Consider the following 20,126-nt stretch of genomic DNA (forward strand, 5'->3'; position numbering starts at 1 on the left):
CCCACCACGGAGCGGGACTTCACGGCCGTCGCACGGGCGCGCACGTCGATCGTTGGTACCAAAGGGGCGGTTACGGGCGCAACGTCAATGCGGTGAGCTGCCTCACGGCCTCGGAAACCACCCTCACCGGGCAGGGTGGTGGTGCCCCCAGCCCTCCCACGCGGAGGCGATCATCTCGTCGACTCCGTGGCGGGCCTTCCAGCCCAGTTCGGTGGCGACGCGGTCCGCCGAGGCGACGACGCGGGCGGGGTCGCCCGGACGCCGCTCCACGACGACCGGGGACAGGGTGTGGCCGGTGTGGGCGGTGATCCGGTCGATCATCTCCCGTACCGAGACGCCCTCGCCGCGGCCGATGTTGAGGGTGAGGTCGGTGCCGGGCGCCTCCCGCAGCCGCCGCGCGGTGGCCACATGGGCCTCGGCCAGGTCGACGACGTGGATGTAGTCGCGGACACAGGTGCCGTCGGGGGTGGGGTAGTCGGCGCCGAAGATCCGCGGCGCGGCCGCCTCGGTGAGCTTCTCGAACACCATGGGGACGAGGTTGAACACGCCGGTGTCGGCCAGGGCGGGCGCCGCCGCCCCCGCGACGTTGAAGTAGCGCAGCGACGCCGTCGACAGGCCCGTCGCCCGGCCCGTGGCCCGCACCAGCCACTCCCCGACCAGCTTCGTCTCGCCGTACGGGCTCATCGGCGCGCAGGGCGTGTCCTCCGTGACCAGGTCCACGTCGGGCATGCCGTACACGGCCGCCGAGGACGAGAACACGAACGACGGGACACCGGCGTCCGTGACCGCGCCGAGCAGGGTGCGCAGGCCCTCGACGTTCTCCCGGTAGTAGTGCAGGGGCCGTTCGACGGACTCGCCGACCTGCTTCTTCGCGGCGAGGTGCACCACGCCGGTGACGCCGTGGCCGCGGATCACCCGCGCCAGACGCTCCCCGTCGAGGGTCGAGCCGACCTCCAACGGCACACCGTCCGGCACCCGTTCGGCGATCCCGGTGGACAGGTCGTCGTAGACGACGGCCTTCTCGCCCGCGTCGAGCATCGCGCGCACCACATGGGCTCCGATGTATCCGGCGCCACCGGTGATCAGCCAGGTCATGGACGACTGTCCTCTCGTCGATGGACCCGCGGGGTCCTGCCAGGGGGGAGGCCGCGCGCGTCGGGTGACGGCGTGGCTGCGACCAGGTCGGTCATCAGTGAAGCAGGCGCCTGAGGCGGCGGCGCACCACCTCGGTGAATCCGCGCCAACCGGGCGCGAGCCGCAGCGCGAGCGCCCCCGCGTGGGTCGCGTACGGCTGCACCAGGAGTACTCCGTGCCGGGTGCTCGGGAGCGCGCGACGGCGCAGCAGTCCGGCGCCCGCGACCGCGTGGGCGGTGGTCTCGCGCCGGCTGCCGTCCTGGAACAGCAGCCTCAGCCGCAGGTCCCAGGTGCCGCTGCCCAGCGACGCCAGGTCCAGCGGGACCTCCGCCGCCCAGTGCCCGGCCCCGGGGCGGGCCGTGAGGGGCACCGTGCGCGCGAGGCCCACGCGGCCTGCGTCCCGCTCGACGAACTCCACCTCCACCGACTCGGGGCCCGCCTCCGCCATCCGCCCGTACAGCTCGTGCAGGCGCAGCCGGAGGACGGTGCCCCGCGCGCGGGGCCGCAGTACCGCGTCGACGGCGGCCGGCAGCAGGTGCACGGGGCGGACGAGGAGGTGGTCCAGCTCCACCTGGGGCAGGTCCGCCGACCAGACGGGCGTGCCGTCGCCCGCGCGGGCGTACGGCGGGTTGAGCCGCGCCGGTCGGGCCGCCATCTCCTTGAGGCGGCCCAGGTCGCGCGGTTCCTCGGCGGCGAGGATCACCCGGGCGACGACCCGGCCGGGCGCGGGCGCCGGAGTGAAGTCGCCCTCGTCGAAGCAGCTCAGGTACGCGCGGGTGAGGCCCCACCATTCGCGCCGGTAGTGCGCGCCGCGCAGGTCCAGCTCGCGCGCGTACATGCGCAGCGAGTGGTCGAGGAAGCGTGTCCGGGTGGCCCGCGCGAGTCGCTTCTCGCCGGCGCCGAGGAGGATGTCGTACGACAGCCGGTCGGCCTGGATGCGGGCCTGCCAGTTGGCGATGTCGGAGCGGTCGAGGGAGAGCGAGAGCCGGGCCGCCGAACGGCGGACCTGCCACACGTACACGGGGTCGGGGACGAGCGCGACGCGCGGCCCGGCGGCCAGCACGCGCGCGACGAACACGAAGTCCTCGTACCGGAAGCGCCCCTCGGGGAAGCGGATGCCGTGGTCACGCAGGAAGGTGGTCCGGTACAGCTTGTTGACGCAGAGCGTGTCGTGGACGAGGCGCTCGCGCCGGGCCGGATGGGTGACCAGCGCGCGCCGGGCGTACACCTCGGGCTGCCAGGGGGTCTCGCGTCCCGAGGGCAGTTCCCTGCGGACGCACAGTCCGGCCGCCACCGGCGCGTCGTCCTCCACGGCCGCGTCCAGCAGCGCGGTCACCGCACCGGGCGGCAGGACGTCGTCGCTGTCCAGGAACATCACGTACGGGGCGGTCGCGGCGTCGAGGCCGTCGTTGCGCGGGGTGCCGCAGCCGCCGCTGTTGGTGCCGCGCCGGACGACCCTCAGCCGGGGTTCGGCGGCGGCCAGTTCCTCCAGCAGGTCGCCGCTGCCGTCCGTCGAGCAGTCGTCGACCGCGATCACCTCCTGGACGACCGGCCCCTGGGCGAGCGCCGAGCGCACCGCGTCCGCCACATGAGCGGCGTCGTCGTACCCGATGACGACGACGGTGACCTGCGCCTGCTGAAGAAGCATGGTTGCCCCGGACCTATGAGAGGTTTTGTGTGCAATCTTCCCTTAAGCGGGACTTCGTGGCCCCGTGGGGAAGATGGCTCGCGTGGAGTCGGGGTTCCGTTCGGACGTGTGGGATTCCGTCGGATCGTCGGTGCCGTTCGTGCCGACCGGGTGGGGATTCTCGGTGGTACCCCGCCAAAGCCGGGCGAACGACAGGCCCGCCGCGATCGCCAGCAGCCCGTTGCGCGCCACCATCAGCAGACAGCCCCGCCAGGTGGAGGCGACCACGTCGTCGTAGAGCACCGGATAGACCACGGTGGTGAGGGCGGCCGCCGCCACGAGCAGGACGGCCACCGGCCGCTGGGTGGTGTGCCGCGAGGTCAGGCACACGGCGGCCAGGCCGAGCAGCCACACCAGGTACTGGGGGCTGATGACCCGGCTGGTCACCGTGAACAGCAGCACGGCGGCCAGGGCGGCGTCGTACGGCGTCGCCGGCGACCAGCGGCGGGCCCGCGTCCGCCACAGCAGCAGCGCGCCGAACGCCAGCACGGTGAGCCCCAGCAGGGCCGCCGCCACCGACGACACATACGGCCCGACGAACTCCAGCGAGCCGTAGCGGTGGCGCACGGTCCCCGGCCAGCCCGCCCGGCGCGCGAGCCCCAGGGCGGTGCCGCCCAGCGACTCGATCTGCACGCCCCGCCCGCCCTGCTGTCGCAGAAAGTCGAACGGATCCCTGAACAGTGCGGCCAGTACCCCCACCAGCACACCCGCCGTGACCACCGCCGCCGTCCACGCCTCCCGCGTCGTACGCCCCCTCGGCGTGCCGATCAGCGTCAGCGCCGGCCACACCTTCACCAGCGCGCCGGCCGCCGCGAGCGCCCCGGACGCGCGCGTGGAGCGCGACAGGGCGAGCAGGGCGACGACGGCGAAGGCGGTGGCCTGTACGTCGTAGCGCACCAGCGGCAGGAACATCAGCAGCGGCAGGGCCGCGGTCCACAGGGCCGCGCCGCGCAGACTGCGTCCGGGGCGCCGTCCCGCGCGCAGGAGGGCGACCGTGACGACCAGGTCCGCCGCGAGGGTGAGGGCCACGAACGCCTGGAAGTACGTCAGCCCCGGCAGCAGCCCGGGGGAGAGGAGCACCGGGCCCGCGCCCGGTGGGTACTGCCACAGGCGGTCCCCCGACGGGTACGTGCCGGTCGTGAGGACGCCGTACCAGCGGGCGTACAACTGGTGGACCTCGCGCGCGACCCCGCCCTCGCCGAGCGGGCCGAGGTGGTCGTGCGCGAGCAGCCACAGCATCAGGGCGCGGGTGGCGAGCCAGCCGACGGTGAGAGGTCTCATCGGCCGGATCGTAAGGCGCGCGAAAGCCGGGAAAGCGGCGATACGCCGTCGAAGGGTGCCAAGAAAGGTCAAGACCGACCGATGGGCAGTATGCCGGCACCCGGGAGCGGCGCTTCTCGCCCGCCGGTGGTCCCTCCACCCGTCAGCGCGTCGAGGGGTCCCGGAGCGCCGCCTCGTCCAGGGCGGCCGTGAGGCGGTCCAGGCGGTCGCGCAGGTCGCGGATCTCGTCGACGTCGAACGTCGTCGCGGAGACGATCCGGCGCGGCACGGCCAGGGCGCGCTCCCGCAGGGCCGTGCCCTCGTCGGTCAGCCGTACCTCGACGGACCGCTCGTCGCGCGCGCTGCGCTCCCGCCGGACGAGACCGGCGGCCTCCAGGCGCTTCAGCAGCGGGGACAGGGTCCCGGAGTCGAGCCGCAGATACTCGCCGAGCTTCTTGACGGGCAGCTCGCCCTGCTCCCACAGCACCAGCATCACCAGGTACTGCGGATAGGTGATCCCCAGCTCCTTGAGGACCACCCGGTAGACGCCGTTGAAGGCGCGCGAGGCGGCGTGCAGGGAGAAGCAGATCTGCCGGTCCAGGCGGAGGAACTCCTCCTCGGAGACCCCCTCGGGCAATGGGATGGCGCTGGTCATACCCCCAGAGTACCGCGCCGCCCACCATTTAGTTGTACCCAATTGAATTGTGTGCTCTACTTGAGGCCGTGCACGGCGGTCGGACGGATCGCCGGACGTGACGTGAACTGTGAAAGGGATGGGTTTCCCATGGACGCGCTCTACACCGCTGTCGCCACCGCCACCCACGGCCGCGAGGGCCGCGCCGTCACCAACGACGGCAAGCTCGACCTCGACCTGGCCCTCCCGGTGGAGCTGGGCGGCAACGGCCAGGGCACCAACCCGGAGCAGCTGTTCGCCGCGGGCTACGCCGCCTGCTTCGCCAGCGCCCTCGGCCTGGTCGGCCGCGCCGCCAAGGTCGACGTCAGCGAGGCCGCCGTGACCGCCGAGGTCGGCATAGGCAAGCAGGGCGAGGGCTTCGCCCTCAAGGCCACCCTCCGCGTCGAGCTCCCCGACAGCGTCGACGAGGCCACCGGCCGCAAGCTCGTCGAGCAGGCCCACCAGGTCTGCCCCTACTCCAACGCCACGCGCAACAACATCCCGGTCGAGCTCGTCATCGAGTAACCCGTCGCCGCGCGGGCCGTCGCGCGCGGATCGCCCCGCACCCCCCCTACGGAGCGATCCGCGCCAGCACCTCCCCGGTCCGCGGACTGAAGTCGACGACCACCGCCTCCTCCGGAGCCCTGCGCCACCGGGTGAGCAGCAGCCACCGCACCCCGTACCGCCGGGCGATCTCCCCGCGCTCCGCGCGCGTGGCCGCCGGGTCGAGATACGCCCGGACGTCCGCGTGCCGCCGCCCGCGCTCCGCCTCGTCCAGCGCCGGATCGGGCCAGGTGGGCGCCGCCAGGTTCACCCCGTACCCGGCCATCGTGTGCCCCGCGTAGTACCCGTCGGTGATCAGCACCTCGCCCGCGCCCACATGCCGCGCCGCCCACGCGTACTCCGGCCAGCGCGGCGGCTGCTCGAAACCGACCGGGTCCAGCGACCGGGGGACCACCGCCCCCGCCTGCACGGTCAGGAACCCCACGCAGACCCCCGCCGCGGCCACCGCGCCCAGCACCCGCCGCCCCCACCCCCACGGCCGGGGCGCCGCCAGCTCCACCGCCAGGGCGAACTGCGCGGGCACCGCGGCGAGCCCCAGGATCCGGCCGCACGTGTAGTGGCCGCTGAACCAGCCGTACGCCACCACCAGGCACTGCGCCCCGAACATCAGCACCAGCGGATCCCGCGGCGATCGGCGCGCCCGCGCCCACAGCGCCGGCAGCCCCAGCAGCGCCAGCCACAGATGCCCGCCCATGTCCGTGTACAGCAGCCGGTGCGTGCCGTCCACGCCGGTGTTCCCGGCCGACGACAGGACGCTGTGGTACGGCCACACCCCCACGACCGCCAGGGCGACCGCGCCCGTCAGCGCCCAACGCCCCACCACCGGCCCCCACCAGCCGTGCTGCCACGCCGCCACCACGGCGACGGCCCCGGCCGGCGCTGCCACGGCCGTGATCGGGTGCGACAGCACGATCAGCCCGTACAGCGCGCCCAGTCCCGCGTACGCCCAGGCGCTCCCCAGGCCGCTCGGGCCGACGTACCGCACCCCGCGCGGCAGACCGCCGCCCCGCGCGCGTGCACCCGTCCACGCCCACGCCCAGAACGTCAGACCGATCGCGAACGTCGACGGATGGCCGAGGTTCGTCGTCATCGACATCAGCCCGAGGTAGCCGCTCCACACGATCCGCTCGGTGCCCCACAGCACCGTCATGAACAGCAGCGCGAGGACCGGCGCCCACGGCCGGGGCGTCAGCACCCGCACGAACCGGCCGACCCCGGTGAGCAGCACCAGCAGGTTCAGCGGCCCGGCCATCCTCACCAGCGCCCAGCCGCTCAGGCCGGTCAGCCGGGCGAGGGCACCCTGGACGACCGCGTAGGGGGAGTAGTACGGGCTGCCCGCGCCCGGCAGGTCCGCCGTCGGATGGGCCGGGTGCCACAGATCCCAGCGGAGGCGCTCGATCACCGCCGCGTGCTGGCCGGTGTCGCAGCACAGCGGCACCCGCCAGTACGCCAGGGTCATCACCAGCCAGAACAGCCCGCCCAGCACGACGTACGGGCTCGGCCGTCGGGTCAGACGGGTGCGGCCGCCGCGCAGCGCGGTGGCACCGAGTGCGCCACGGAGCCGGCGGCGCCGGGGGCGGGCGCCGCCGTCCAGGGAGACGGAACCAGATCCGGTGTAGGGCATTTGCCGTCCCTTCCCGGATCAGGTCATCCGCTTAGCTGGCCGTCACCACATCGAGTGAAGCGCGCGGAGTGGGCACCGTCGCCACCGCCTCACCCAGCATCAGTGTCCGCACCACCCGCTCGGCGGCCTTCCCGTCGTCGAACTCGCAGTACCGCTCCCGGAACGCCGCCCGCAGCCGCGCCGACTCCGCGTCCCGCCACTGCCCCGAGTCGAACAACCGGGCAAGCTCACGGTACGAACGGGACACATGGCCGGGGCCCTCGGCCGTCATGTCGAGGTACGCGCCCCGGCTCGCCGTGAACGCCCCCCAGTCGTCCGCGTGGATCACGATCGGCCGGTCCAGGTTGGCGTAGTCGAACATCAGGGCCGAGTAGTCCGTGACCAGGGCGTCGGAGGCGAGCATCACCTCCTCGACGTGCGGCTCGTCCGTCGCGTCCACCAGCACGCCCCGCCGGTGCAGCTCCGCGAGCCCGAACCCGCGCGCCGGCCCGTCCGCGAGCGACGGATGCAGCCGTACGACGAGGGTGTGACGCTCGCCCAGGCTCCGGCGCAGGTCCTCCGCGAACCGGGCCAGGTCGAACCGCTCGACGTGCCCGCCCCGCCGGTAGTCGCGCGGCGAGGGCGCGTACAGCACGACCGTGTGGTCCGCCGGGACGCCGAGGCGCTCCCGGACCGCCGCGCCGCTGTCCGGCCCGGCGTTCACCAGTACGTCGTTGCGCGGGCTGCCGGTGCGCAGCGACACGAAACCGCACGGGTACGCCCTGCTCCACACCAGCTCCGAGTGCCGGTTGGCGACCAGGCTGTAGTCCCAGCGGTCGGCCCGGCGCAGCATCCGCGGCACGTCCACCCCGAGCCGTGCCCCCGGCTTGTGCGGCAGACCGGCGGCCATGAACTTCAGGGGCGTGCCCTGATGGGTGTGGATGTACACGCTGCCCGGCCGTCTGCGCGGGGTGGACGGCCAGTTCACGTTGTTGACGAAGTACGTGGCCCGCGAGGCCAGCCGCAGGAACTCGGGCGAGCCCGGCGTCACGTACTCGACGTCCACGGGCAGCGTCCCCACGAGCTCGGGCCGCACCACCCACACGCCCCGGACGTGCGGGGCCAGCTCACGCGCGGCCCGGTAGACCGCCGCCGGGTCACCGAGCAGGCCCCGGTGCGAGAACGCCGAGTACAGCGCGAGCCGCGGGTCCAGCGGCAGCCGCTCGTGCACCAGCGACCGGCCCCGCCGGATCCGCTCGGCACCCGCCGCCCGTACCCGCTCCCCGCGCGCGGTCAGTGCCGTACGGAGCCGGGCCGCCTGCCGCCGGACCCGGCAGGCCGCCCAACTGCCCTCCAGGACCCGGAACTCGGGAGCCACCGGCACCTCGTCCGGCGTGCGGTACTTCTGGTACAGCCCCGCCGTCCGCCGGAAGAACTCGCCCTTGTCCCGCGCCGGCACCCGGTCCGGCTTGGCGAGGATGTCCAGGCAGTGCTCCGCCATCTTGTGCCGCAGGAACGGCCGCCAGCGCGCCAGCTCCGGCCGCGCGTCCAGGAACGTGAAGACCCGCTCGTACTGGTCGTGCACATCGAAGTGCCGGCGGCTCGTGGTGGACAGGATGTTGCCCTGCCGCCGCTGCCGGTACGCCACGCAGATCCGGTCCAGGGCCGCGATCCGCCGAGCGCTCAGCAGCACCGGGAACGTCCACGGCGTGTCCTCGTAGTAGCCCGGCGGGAACCGGAAGCCGTGCGCCTCCACGAACTCCCGCCGGTACGCCTTGTTCCACACCACCATCAGCAGTTCGAGGATCTCCGGGTGCTCGGCGACCGTGAACGTGCCGGCCCCGACGTCCTTCAGCACATGCGCGAGGGAGTTGCGGCGCGTGCCGCCCCACCCGTACGTGCGGGCGTAGTCGAAGACCAGCACATCGGGGTCGCCGGCCTCGTCGAGCCGGTCCGCCAGCGCGCGCAGGGCACCCGGGGTGAAGGTGTCGTCGCTGTCGAGGAACAGGACGAAGTCCCCGGTGGCGTACGGCAGCCCCGCGTTGCGGGCGCGTCCGAGGCCCACGTTCGCAGGCAGGTGCAGCACCCGCACGCGCGGGTCGCGGGCGGCGTACGCGTCGAGGATGTCGCCGCTGCCGTCCGGCGAGCAGTCGTCGACGGCGATGACCTCCAGGTCCCGGTACGACTGCTCCAGCACCGAGTCGAGGCACTCGCGCAGGAAGCCCCGGACCTTGAACACGGGGACGATGACACTGAAGCGGGGCATTCTGTCCTTTCGGGTCGGGGCGCCTGGTGGGTGGGGGCCGGGGGTGCGTGGGCGGCCGCGGGTGGGTGGGGGTTGTTCGCGCAGTTCCCCGCGCCCCTGAAAAGCGACCGGGGCTGCGCCCCGTGCGCGACCAGCCCCCACCCACCCGCACTCGCCGACGCACCGGACGTGGCCCTTACGGGCGCGAGGGGTCGTCCATCCCCGGTACGGACGCCAGGGGCGAGGTGTCGCGGCCGGCCGTCGCCGACGGCGCGGGCCGGCGGTCGTCGAGCGGCACGATCGGCGGGACCTCCGCCTCCCCGAGCACGACCCGCCGTACCACCCGCTCCGCCGCCCTCCCGTCGTCGAACTGGCAGAACCGCTGACGGAACGCCGCCCGCAGCTGCGCCGACCGCGACCCCCGCCAGTGGCCCGTCGCGAAGATGTCGATCAGCTCGTCCTCACTGCGCGCCACCGCGCCCGGCGGGAACGACCGCAGGTCGAAGTAGGTCCCCCGCGCCGCCTCGTACGCCTCCCAGTCCTCCGCGTGGATCACGATCGGCCGGTCGAGGGCGGCGTAGTCGAACATCAGGGACGAGTAGTCCGTGACGAGCGCGTCGGACGCCAGACACAGACCCTCGACGCTCGGATACCCGGTGACGTCCAGCAGCCGCCCGTGCGCGAGGTCCGTCAGCGGCGCGTCGTACGCGTGGTGCGCGCGGGCGAGGACCACGAAGCGCGGCCCGAGCTTGCGCAGCACCCGCTCCAGGTCCAGGTGGGCGCGCTGCGAGTGGCGGTAGTCGCGGTGCGTGGGGGCGTACAGCAGGGCGACCGCGCCCTCCGGGATCCCGAGGTGCTCGCGGATCCGCGCCACATCCGCGGAGGTGGCCCGCAGCAGCACGTCGTTGCGCGGCGCGCCGTACTCGAGAGTCGTGTACGGGGAGGGGTGGACCCGCTCCCAGACCAGCGTGGAGTGGCGGTTGCCGGACAGGACGTAGTCCCACTGGTCGCTGCCCCGCAGCGCCGCCTCGAAGTCCGTGTCGCGCGCGGCCGCCGGACGGTCTTGGAGGTCGAGCCCCATGTGCTTGAGCGGGGTGCCGTGCCGGGTCTGCACCAGCACCTGCCCGTCCCGCTTGACCAGCCGCCGGTCGAAGTCGACGTTGCTGACGAGGTACCTGGAGCGGGCCAGCGCCGTCCAGTACGCCATCGAGCCGGGCCGCACCCGCCGGGTGGCCACCGGCAGGGTGTGGTGGTGCTCCGGCCGGGCCACCCACGAGGTGCGCATGCCCGGCACGAACGTGCGGAACGCGTTCTCCAGTGCCGCCGGGTCGCACTCGTAGCCACGGCCGTCGTACGCGGCGAACACCGCCCGGTCGGCCCGCAGCGGCAGCAGCCGCTGGACGCGGTAGTGCAGGCGGAGCCCACCGCCCCGGACCAGCCGGCCCAGGCCCCGCGCCAGCCCGGCCGCGCCCCGGCCCGCGCGGGCCGTCGCCCACAGCGCCCCGTACAGACGGGGGCTGCCCAGCCGCAGCAGCAGATGCCGGAGCCGCGCGCGGGCGCGCAGTGGGGCGCCCGGGGCGCGGTAGCGGGCGCAGTACGCGCGGACGGTGCGCAGGAACTCGGCGCGCGCGGCGCGCGGGAGCCGGTCGCGCCGGGAGAACACCGCGGTGAGGTGGTCGACCATGCGGCGGAACAGCAGCGGACGCCACACGGCCAGTTCCGGCCGCTCGGCGACGTACGCGAACAGCCGGTCGAACTGCTCGAACACGTCGAAGTGCGCGCGGGTGGTCCGGTCGAGGAGACCACCGTGGCGGCGCCTGCGGACATGGACGCAGACCCGGTCGAGCGTGGCGACGGACCGGGCGGCCATCAGCACCTGGTACGTCCACACCGTGTCCTCGTGGATCCCGGGTGGGAAACGGAAGCCGTGGTCCTCCACGAACTCCCGCCGGTACGCCTTGTTCCACGCGGCCGGGCGGACGTTCAGCAGACCCGGGCGGTCGTCGAGGCGGAACGGGGCGGAGCCCGCCTCGGTGAGCCGCTGGTCGTGGGCGGCGCGGACGGGCAGCCCCGCCCAGGTCGTACCGGCGAAGTCATGGACGAGGACGTCCGGTTCGCCGGTCTCCTTGACGCGGTCGGCGATCGACTGGAGCGCGTCCGGTGCGAGGGTGTCGTCGCCGTCGAGGAAGAGGAGGTAGTCGCCCCTGGCGAGCTCCATCCCCTGGTTGCGGGCGGCACCCGGACCGGCGTTCTCCCGCAGCCGTACGGGGCGTCGGACGCGGGGGTCACGGGCCGCGAACTCGTCGGCGATCGCCCCGCAGCCGTCGGGGGAGGCGTCGTCGACGACGATCAGTTCGAGGTCGGTGAAGGACTGGGACAGCACGGAATCCAGGCATTCGTGCAAGTACGCCTGAACCTTGTACGCGGGGACGATGACACTGAACCTGGGCAAGGGGGACATCCATGGGTCGGCGCGGTCATACTGCCCGGAAACGGCCGATGGGATGATTTGGTTACGGTCCGTGTTCCATACGGGGGAATCCGCGGGGGTGGGGGGCGCGTCGGTGCGAACGGGTTGTGCGTCGTCTTTCGGCTGCGGCTGAGTGGGGGTTGTTCGCCCCCACCCACCCGTAGCCGCCGACGAACCCCCTGGCCCCCCACTCCTGACGCGTCCGGCCCTCTACTTCACCGCCCCCGCCATCACCCCCGACACGAACTGCTTCTGGAACGCGAAGAACACGGCCAGCGGGATCACCATCGAGATGAACGCGCCCGGCGCGAGCACCTCGATGTTGCTGCCGAACTGCCGTACCTGCTGCTGGAGCGCCACCGTCAGCGGCTGGGAGCCGGAGCTGGAGAAGACCAGCGCGACCAGCATGTCGTTCCAGACCCAGAGGAACTGGAAGATCCCGAGGGACGCGAGCGCCGGTGCCGCGAGCGGCAGGACCACCGTCGCGAACAGCCGCACCTCGCCCGCCCCGTCCAGCCGTGCCGCCTCCAGCAGTTCGCGGGGGATCTCCGCGAAGAAGTTCCGCAGCAGGAAGATCGCGAACGGCAGTCCGAAGCCCACGTGGAACAGGACGACACCGATGATGTCGCCGAAGATCCCGAGGTCCCGGAAGAGACCGGACAGCGGGATCAGCGCCACCTGCACCGGCACCACGAGCAGCCCGACCACGACCATGAACCACCAGTCCCGGCCCTTGAAGTCCATCCACGCGAAGGCGTATCCGGCCATCGCGCCGATCAGGACGACGAGCAGGGTGGCCGGGACCGTGATCCAGACCGTGTTGAACAGCGCGTCGGTGATCCCGTCGTTCTCCAGGAGCGACTCGTAGCTCCTCGTGGTGAGTTGGGCGGGCGCCGAGAACACCTTCCACCAGCCCGACTCGGCGATGTCGGTCGGGTCGCGGAACGACGACACCAGCAGACCGAACGTCGGCACCAGCCAGAACAGCGCCACCAGCAGCAGGAAGACGCGCAGCGCGCCTCCCGCCGCGCCGCTCGCCACCCGGGCGGCGAGCGAGCGCCTGGCTCGTGGGGGCGCCGCTCCCGCGGGGTTCTTCGGACCCGGCGCGGGGGCCGGGGTTTCGAGGGCGGTCACCGCTGGCGCTCCTTCCGCAGTCGCCGGATGTTGACCCACATCACCGGCAGCACGAGCAGCAGCAGCACCACACCGATCGCGCTGCCCAGACCGAAGTCGCCCCCGCCGCCGTACGACGCCAAGTAGAGCTGAAGGGCGAGGACGTTGGCCTCGTCCTGGGTCGGCTGCGGCGCGATGATGTAGACGAGGTCGAAGATCTTCATCACGTTGATCATCAGCGTGACGAGGACGACGACCAGGACCGGCGCGAGCAGGGGCACCGTGATCCGGCGGAACACCTGCCACTCGTTCGCCCCGTCCACCCGCGCCGCCTCCAGCAGGTTCCGGTCGACACCGGCCAGCCCGGCCGCGATCAGCACCATCGCGAACCCGGCCCACATCCAGACGTACGAGCCGATGACGGCCGGTGTCACCAGGGTCGGGCCGAGCCAGTCGATGCCGTTGTACGGCGCCGCGAAGTTCGAGCCGGGCAGCCGAAGCCGCGCCCCGTCGGCCGACTCCGGAAGGCGGAACGTGCCGTCGGCGCCGCTGGTGGCGGTGGCGACGACCTTCCCGTCCTTCACCGCCTCCACCTTGACGCCCTCCAGCGCCTTCTCGCCCCGGTCGACGGCGCCCTTCTCACCGCCGCCGCCGAGCCGGAAGTCCAGCCAGACGGTCCCGGTGACACCGTTCCCGGTGGGTGCCTTCGCGTCCTCGGGGTCGCCCGGCAGCCGGTTCGGCGCGATACCGACGAGCGGCAGCAGTGCCGGGGTGCCCGCGCGGACGGCGCCCTCCGTGGTGAACGATCCGCCGCCGGACGGCCGCAGATCGCTGACCTGGGCGTTGGGGCGGGCCTTCGGATACACGGACTCGTCGGCGAACACGTCGTGCACGGACGTCACGACCGCGTTCGCGACCCCCTGGTCCGGGTCCTGCTCGTAGACCAGCCGGAAGATGATGCCCGCGGCCAGCATCGAGATCGCCATCGGCATGAAGACGATCAGCTTGAACGCCGTTCCCCAGCGCACCCGTTCCGTCAGCACCGCGAAGATCAGACCGAGCGCGGTGACCAGGGCCGGGGCCACCGCCACCCAGATCGCGGTGTTGCGGACGGCGACGAGGGTGGCGTCGTCGGTGAAGATCTCCGCGTAGTTGTCGAGGCCGACGAAGCCCGAGCCGCTCGCGTCGAACAGGCTCCGCCAGACCGAGTACCCGATCGGGTAGACCACGAGCGCGCCGAGCAGCACCAGCGCGGGCAGCAGGAACAGCACCGCCACCCACAGCCGGGTGCCCGTCACGCTCTTGCGCGGTGCGGCGGGGGGAGTCGGCAGCGCGCCGGCACCCCCCGCCGTCTTCGCCACGGCGGACGACATGACGGGCGTCAGCCGTTCCCGTAGGCCTTGGCCGCGTCCGTCTCCAGCTTCTTCTGGGCGCCGGCCACGTCGTCGGGGTTCTTCAGGAAGTCCTGGAGGTCCTTCCACTCGCCGACGCCCTGGGTGCCGCCGAACGCCGCGGGCGCCTGGTCGGACATGTCGAAGCGGAAGTCGTCGCCCGCGGCGAGCAGCGCCTTGGCGATCTCCCGGGTGACGTCGTCCTTGTAACTGCCCTGGTCCATCTCCTTGTTGGGGGAGAGGAAGCCGCCCTGTGCCGCCCAGATCTCCGCCGCGTCGGTCGAGGCGAGGAAGGTGAGCAGCGCCTGCGCGCCCTTGCCGTCCTTCAGCGCCACCGCCGCGTCGCCGCCGGTGACCACCGGGGAGGCGTCGCCGACCGCGGGGAACGGGAAGACCTTGGCGTCCGAGCCGATCTTCGCGTCGGTGTCGCCGTTGATGGTGACGGCCACGAAGTCGCCCTCGAAGACCATGCCGGCCGGGGTGTCACCGCTGAACGTCCGCGTGATCGACTTCGGGTACTCCGTCTGGAGGGCGCCGGACGCCCCGCCCGCGATCAGCTCGTCCTTGCCCCACAGTTCGGCGAGGGTGGTGAGGGCCTCCTTGACGGAGGGGTCCGTCCACTTGATCTCGTGCTTGGCCAGTTGGTCGTACTTCTCGGGGCCGGCCTGGGAGAGATAGACGTTCTCGAACCAGTCGGTGAGCGTCCAGCCGTCGGCGCCGCCGATGGAGACGGCCGGGGAGCCGGCGTCGGACAGCGTCTGCGCCGTCTGGAGGAACTCGTCCCAGGTCTTGGGCTCCTCGGTGACGCCGGCCGCCTCGAAGGCCGCGCTGTTGTACCAGACGAGGGACTTGTTGGCGGCCTTCGCGTACACGCCGTACTGCTTGCCCTCGTACGCGCCCAGGTCCTTCCAACCGTCCGAGAAATTCTTGTCGAGCTGGGCCAGGGCCTCGCCGCCGAGCGGTTTGATCCAGCCCTTCTCGGCGAACTGGTGGAGTACGCCGACCTGGGGCAGGAACGCCACGTCCGGTGGCTTGCCGCCCTCGATCTTCGTACCGAGGAACGTGGAGGTGTTGTTGCCGGTCGGTACGAAGCTCACCGTGGCACCGGTGCGTTTCTCGAACTCGTCCAGCACCTTCTGGAAGTTGTCCAGCTCCGGTCCGGTGAAGACGGCCGCGACCTCCAGCTTCTGGCCGTCGAGCTTGGGGAGCTGGACGGTCGGCTTGCCGCCGCCGTCGCCGGGTCCCTTGTCGCCGTCGTCACCGCCGTCGTCCCCGCCACAGGCGGAGAGGGAGACGGCGAGGAGGCCCGCGGCGAGGGCGGCGAGAGCTCTGGTCGTGGACCTGGAACCGGACCTGGAACCGGACCTGGACCAGGGTGCGGCTAAGGCATCGTGCCCGGTCCTCGCGTTGCGTGTACGAAGCATGCTGCGCATCACTGACCCCGTTCTCCGTGCGTCGTCGAACGTAGAAGCGCTGTCCCGTGCGCTCTGGTCTACGCCGCGCGCCAGGGGGCGGCAAGAGCGCCTGCCCCCTCAACTCCCTGATCGTGACCGCGTCGTGACCATGGATAGGGTCGAGGGGGCAGGCGCCCCGGGACTACAGCAGGGACGGAACCTCCGTCGCCGAGACTTCTTTCGCCGCGCGGTCCAGGGCGCTGGCGAGGAGGGCCAGGTCCGTGGGGCCGTTGCCCAGCTCGCGGACGGGGCGGCGGGTCGGCGGGTCGCCCATGCGGGCCCAGTCGACGGGGACGACGGTGGGCCGCAGGGTCGCCGTGCGGGGGATGCGCCCCGTCACCCGGCCCGACTGGAAGGGGGTGGGGGTCGTACGCCCCTGGGTGACCAACTCGCCCCGGCCGGGCGACGGTTCGTCCGGCCCCGGCAGCGGCGCGCTGAGGACGATCCGGCCCCCGGCCGCCCGCCCCAGCTCGCTCTCGCCGACCCGGCCCTCCGCGCCGGCGGCCACCAGATGCACACCGAGCCGCTCGCCCTCCCGGGCCACGGCCTCCAACGCCCGTACGACCGACCCGGCGGCCGGCCGGCCCGTCGAACCCAGCGGCGGCGACAGCAGCGCGTCGAGGTCGTCGACGATCACGACGAGCCGCGGCAGCTCGGTGCCCCTCCCGCCGGGCTGCCCGTCCTGCTCGGCGGCCCTGCGCCCCGCCGCCCCCGGCCGCAGCCGCAGCGTGGAACTGGACGACGAGTCGAGATCCGCGGCACCCCCGGCGGCCGACACCCGATCGGCGAGGCCACCGCCACCGCCACCGGCCGGGCCGCCGCCACCGGCCGGGCCGCCGCCCGTCGTCCCGGCCGCCGCCGGGGGACCCGGCGTGCCCGGCGCGGACCGGGAGACCGACCTCGCCGAACGCTGGGGGACCATCCGGCCCGACACCTCACGCCGGGTGTGCCACTCCGCGAAGCCGAGGCCGCCCAGCAGCTCCGACCGCCGTTTCAGCTCGGCGCTCAGCGACTGCGCGAACTCCCGCATCCGGACGGGGTCGTTGGCCATGAGATGCGTGCCCACGTGCGGTAGGTCCGTACAGACGCCCAGCCCCTCCCCGCCGCGCCCGGCCGCCCCGCCGGGCGCGGCGCCGCCGCCCCCGTCCCGCCCGTCCACCAGGGCGATGCCCAGCCGGTCGGGCCGCTCGGCGGCGGCGAGGGACGCGGCGACGGACCGCAGCAACTCGGTACGCCCGCTGCCCACGGGCCCCTCGATCAGCAGATGCGGGCCCTCGGCCGCGAGGTCCACGGACACCGGCCCGCGCGGGCCCGCGCCGAGCACGGCCCAGGCCCGGCCGCCGAGCGCGGTCGTGTCGTCGGCGGCGTCCGCCCAACGGGCCATCAGCGACGCGGGGGTGGCCCGCGCCAGCCCCAACTCGTCCAGCAGCCGCGCCGACTGCGGCAGCGGCGCCGACACGCGCGTCTGCCGGTCCCCGGCCGAACCGTCCGTGCGCAGGGGCGCCAGCGCCCGCGCGAACCGCTCCGCCCACGCCGCGGACACCGCGTCCAGCGTGGCCACCGTGCCGTGGTTGAGCAGTCCCGGCGGGTTCGGGTCGGATGAGGGCAGGTCGGTGTGGCCGCCGGGTCGCGCGCGCTCGTCCGCGACGGACCCAGCGGCTCCCACGGTCCCCACGGCCCCGGTGAGGTCCATGTGCGGATGCGTACGGCCCGTGGACCCGGACTCCGCCCCGCCGGTACGGCCGGAGTGCTCGGGGCGGGCCGCAGGGCCGGCCTGGCCCGGAGCACCGGGGCGGTCGTCACGCGAACGGCTCGGCACGGCCTCGGAGCCGGGCTGCCCCGCGCTCCCGCGCGTGTGCTCCACCTGGTCGAGGCGCTCGGCGCCGCCCCGCACGGATCCGCCCCGCACAGGCGCCGACGCCTGAGTCGTGACGCCGCCGACGGGGGCGGCGCTCGCGGCGGTCTGCGCCGGCGCGACCCGCAGCAGTCGCAGCGCTGTGGCGACGTCACCGCTCAGCAGGGCGACGGCCCCGCACGCGCGGAACGCGGGCGAGATCGCGCAGGCCGCCCCGTACGTCTCCGTCACCGGCGAGGCGGGCGACGCGGCCTCCGCCTCGGCGAGGCACACCACATGGATCCCGGCGGCCGGCCCGTCCTGCGCCAGCCGCGCCACGGCCTCCCGCACATCGGCACCACCGGGGTCCCCGTCGACGACCACCACCGTGTACGGACCCGGGAAGCCGCCGGCCGCCCGGTCGTCCTTGGCCCAGGAGGGCCGCCGGGCGGGGCGTCCGCCGGGCACGCCGTCGGCTCCGGGGCCCGCGGGATCCGCGCTGCCCGGCTTGCCCGCCGTGTCCGCCACGTGGTCCTCCAGGCGGCGCAGCAACTCGTCCAGCCGGGCGGTGGCCTGTTCGCGGTCGTAGGCGAGGAGAAGACGGCAGTCCTGGCCGTGGGCGGGGCGCAGATGGGGGAGCCAGCCGAGCCAGGACCAGTCGGCGGTGCGCTCCTCCGCGGAGCGGGAGCGGTCGGCGCTGATCAGGGTCAGTTCGAGGGTGTCGGGGGAGTGCAGCGCGGCGAGCTGGGCCACGACGGCGCGGGCCAGGCCCATCAGACGCGGGCGCGGACCGGCCAGCCCCAGCGCGCCCACTTCACGCAGCCCGGTGGTCACGGGCACCGCCGGAAGCAGCCCCGAGCCGTCCGGCGTGGCCCGGTCGGCCGTGCCCAGTCGCACCGACAGCGCCTCCGGGTGGCCCGGCCCCCGCTCCCACAGCCGGGGCCCCGGGCCCAGCGCGGTCAGCAGCAGCGCGGCGGGGTCCGGCCAGGTCTCCGGCAGCCGCGCGCCCCCGGCGGGAAGCAGCGACGTCAGGGCGCCGCGCTCGTCCTCGTCGTACTCCGTGTCGTACTCGTACGGGTCGTGCTCCGCCCCCGTCTGTCCGCGTCCCCCGGTCAGCCGACGCGCCCAGGCACCGAACCCACCCCGCTTGCGCACCCCGCGCGGCACCTCGGTGCCCCGCAGGGGCGTGCCCTTGCGGGTGCCGGAACCGCCGGGCCCGAGGGCGTCGGCACCCTCACCGAGGTCACCGGACGCGCCGGACACACCGGGTGCGCCGGCTCCGCCGCAAGCACCGGCTCCGCCGGGCGCTCCGGAGCCGTGGAGGTCGTCGGGTTCGCCGTATCCCCGCTGACCCGGCAGGTCGACGGCGCCGCCCCCGCCGCCCGGCCCCTCGTGACCGCCGGGCCGGTGCGACGCGCGCGAACCCCCGGGGCCGCCGGCACCCCGGGAAGCCTCAAGGCCGTGGGAGCCGTGGGCGCCGTCGAAGCCTCCGCCCGTGCCCTCCTGCCCCGCGCCTCGGCCGCCGGACCCGGACCCGCCCGCGATCCCCGCCGCTCCCGCCGCCCGCTCGATCCCCGGTGCCCCGCCCTGCCCGGGTACCAGCCTCTGCTCCGTCGTCCGCTCCGTACGCCCCTGCCCGGCGGCCCGTGCCGGCTCCGCGGTGCCGTCACCCCCGCAAGCGCCGCCGGGGCTCGTGCCGCCCTCGGCCGCCACGGTCACCCGGACGTGGCCCTCGCCGTCGGGTGTGGTCGCGACGCCGCGGGTACCGGAGGAGGAGGCCAGGCGGAGGGCCGACTCGCCGATCCGCAGCAGCGCGCCCGGCGCGAGGCGGACCGGGCGGTCGCCGACGTGCTCGCCGTCGAGCGTGGTGCCGTTGGTGGAGCCGAGGTCGACGACGGTGACGCGGCCGTCGGAGGAGAGGGTGACCGCGCAGTGCAGGCGGGAGACGTCGGGGTCGTCCAGGGGGACGTCCGCGTCGGCGGAGCGGCCGATGTGGATCTTGCCGCCGTGCAGCAGATGGACACCGCCGGCGTCCGGCCCGGCCACGACATGCAGCTGGGCGGCGGCCTCGTCGACCTCCGGGCCCGGCTCGGAGGGGGCGCCGAGGGAGAGCACGGCACCGTCGATCAGGGGCGGCTCGCCGAGGGTGCAGCGCTGGACGTCGAGGCGCTCGGCGCCCGCGTACAGCACGACCTGGCCGCCCGCCTCCCGGCCGCGCTCCGGCTGCGCGGCGCCGCCGTCCCCGACCGCGGAGGCGAGGCCCGACGCCACGGCGGCCAGGGCCGTCCCCGCGGGCGCCGTGACCAGCACGTCGCAGGCCGTGGCGCGTCCTCGCGGCTCCGAGGTCGGTCCCAGCGGGTCTACGACGGTCAGCCGGATCTGCATCGCCGTCTGCGATCCCTTCCGCGCGGGCACCCGCGACGACGAGGACGAGACTGCGCGGTCCCCACCGCAGACTTCCCCCACCGCTCACGGGCACGTCGGCCAGTACTGGAGGCATCCTCGCACCTGCCGCAGACAACACGCCCGCCGCCCGGCGCCAAGTGATCTTGATTGGTCGGCTCTGCCCCCAAAAGTGCCTGACCAGTGCCCGCCAATTGATCACTTGAGATCGGTCACGTCTGTCCCGTGCCCGATTTGGGCAACCGAGCGCCTGGGGAAGAGCGTCTTTCCATCGAACGTACGGGGGAACCCGTAC

Annotated in this window: 12 protein-coding genes; 1 reads left to right on the forward strand and 11 read right to left on the reverse strand. The window is 73.9% G+C overall.

Annotation, left to right across the window (positions count from 1 at the left end):
- Nucleotides 1–123: 123 nt before the first annotated feature.
- From galE to SMA5143A_RS19535, 4 genes are all read right to left on the reverse strand, one after another.
- Nucleotides 124–1,095, reverse strand: a complete 972-nt coding sequence (gene galE / locus SMA5143A_RS19520) for a UDP-glucose 4-epimerase GalE (protein ID WP_107464191.1) — start codon at nucleotides 1,093–1,095, stop codon at nucleotides 124–126.
- Between the two features lie 94 nt (nucleotides 1,096–1,189).
- Nucleotides 1,190–2,782 carry a glycosyltransferase family 2 protein gene (locus SMA5143A_RS19525; protein WP_107464192.1) on the reverse strand — a complete coding sequence of 531 codons (1,593 nt, stop codon included), beginning with the start codon at nucleotides 2,780–2,782 and terminating at the stop codon, nucleotides 1,190–1,192.
- Between the two features lie 42 nt (nucleotides 2,783–2,824).
- Nucleotides 2,825–4,102 (reverse strand): glycosyltransferase family 87 protein, encoded by a 1,278-nt coding sequence (locus SMA5143A_RS19530; RefSeq protein WP_107464193.1) that lies wholly within the window; start codon nucleotides 4,100–4,102, stop codon nucleotides 2,825–2,827.
- Between the two features lie 142 nt (nucleotides 4,103–4,244).
- Nucleotides 4,245–4,736 carry a MarR family winged helix-turn-helix transcriptional regulator gene (locus tag SMA5143A_RS19535; RefSeq protein WP_107464194.1) on the reverse strand — a complete coding sequence of 164 codons (492 nt, stop codon included), beginning with the start codon at nucleotides 4,734–4,736 and terminating at the stop codon, nucleotides 4,245–4,247.
- Nucleotides 4,737–4,865: 129 nt separating this feature from the next.
- Between SMA5143A_RS19535 and SMA5143A_RS19540 the strand changes: the two genes are divergently transcribed.
- Entirely contained in the window at nucleotides 4,866–5,279 is a 414-nt protein-coding gene (locus SMA5143A_RS19540) for an organic hydroperoxide resistance protein (protein ID WP_055516810.1), read from the forward strand.
- 46 nt (nucleotides 5,280–5,325) lie between these two features.
- On the opposite strand, the gene SMA5143A_RS19545 is transcribed toward SMA5143A_RS19540, so the two are convergent.
- From SMA5143A_RS19545 to SMA5143A_RS19575, 7 genes are all read right to left on the reverse strand, one after another.
- Complete coding sequence (locus SMA5143A_RS19545; protein ID WP_258193617.1) at nucleotides 5,326–6,942, reverse strand: hypothetical protein; 1,617 nt, start codon at nucleotides 6,940–6,942, stop codon at nucleotides 5,326–5,328.
- A gap of 31 nt (nucleotides 6,943–6,973) precedes the next feature.
- Complete coding sequence (locus SMA5143A_RS19550) at nucleotides 6,974–9,187, reverse strand: bifunctional glycosyltransferase/CDP-glycerol:glycerophosphate glycerophosphotransferase (RefSeq protein WP_107464195.1); 2,214 nt, start codon at nucleotides 9,185–9,187, stop codon at nucleotides 6,974–6,976.
- A 175-nt stretch (nucleotides 9,188–9,362) separates the two neighbouring features.
- Complete coding sequence (locus SMA5143A_RS19555) at nucleotides 9,363–11,627, reverse strand: bifunctional glycosyltransferase/CDP-glycerol:glycerophosphate glycerophosphotransferase (RefSeq protein WP_107464196.1); 2,265 nt, start codon at nucleotides 11,625–11,627, stop codon at nucleotides 9,363–9,365.
- A gap of 219 nt (nucleotides 11,628–11,846) precedes the next feature.
- Nucleotides 11,847–12,770, reverse strand: coding sequence for a carbohydrate ABC transporter permease (locus SMA5143A_RS19560; protein ID WP_107464197.1), 924 nt, complete (start codon nucleotides 12,768–12,770; stop codon nucleotides 11,847–11,849).
- Complete coding sequence (locus tag SMA5143A_RS19565) at nucleotides 12,767–14,122, reverse strand: carbohydrate ABC transporter permease (RefSeq protein WP_258193618.1); 1,356 nt, start codon at nucleotides 14,120–14,122, stop codon at nucleotides 12,767–12,769. The genes SMA5143A_RS19560 and SMA5143A_RS19565 overlap by 4 nt, the downstream gene beginning before the upstream one ends.
- Before the next feature lie 8 nt (nucleotides 14,123–14,130).
- Nucleotides 14,131–15,564 (reverse strand): ABC transporter substrate-binding protein, encoded by a 1,434-nt coding sequence (locus SMA5143A_RS19570; protein ID WP_107464253.1) that lies wholly within the window; start codon nucleotides 15,562–15,564, stop codon nucleotides 14,131–14,133.
- A 172-nt stretch (nucleotides 15,565–15,736) separates the two neighbouring features.
- Nucleotides 15,737–19,813: an FHA domain-containing protein gene (locus SMA5143A_RS19575; protein WP_107464198.1), complete on the reverse strand. Its 4,077-nt coding sequence runs from the start codon at nucleotides 19,811–19,813 to the stop codon at nucleotides 15,737–15,739.
- Nucleotides 19,814–20,126 lie beyond the last annotated feature (313 nt).

The sequence above is a fragment of the Streptomyces sp. MA5143a genome (assembly GCF_900290235.1).
In the GTDB taxonomy this organism is placed as follows: Bacteria; Actinomycetota; Actinomycetes; order Streptomycetales; family Streptomycetaceae; genus Streptomyces.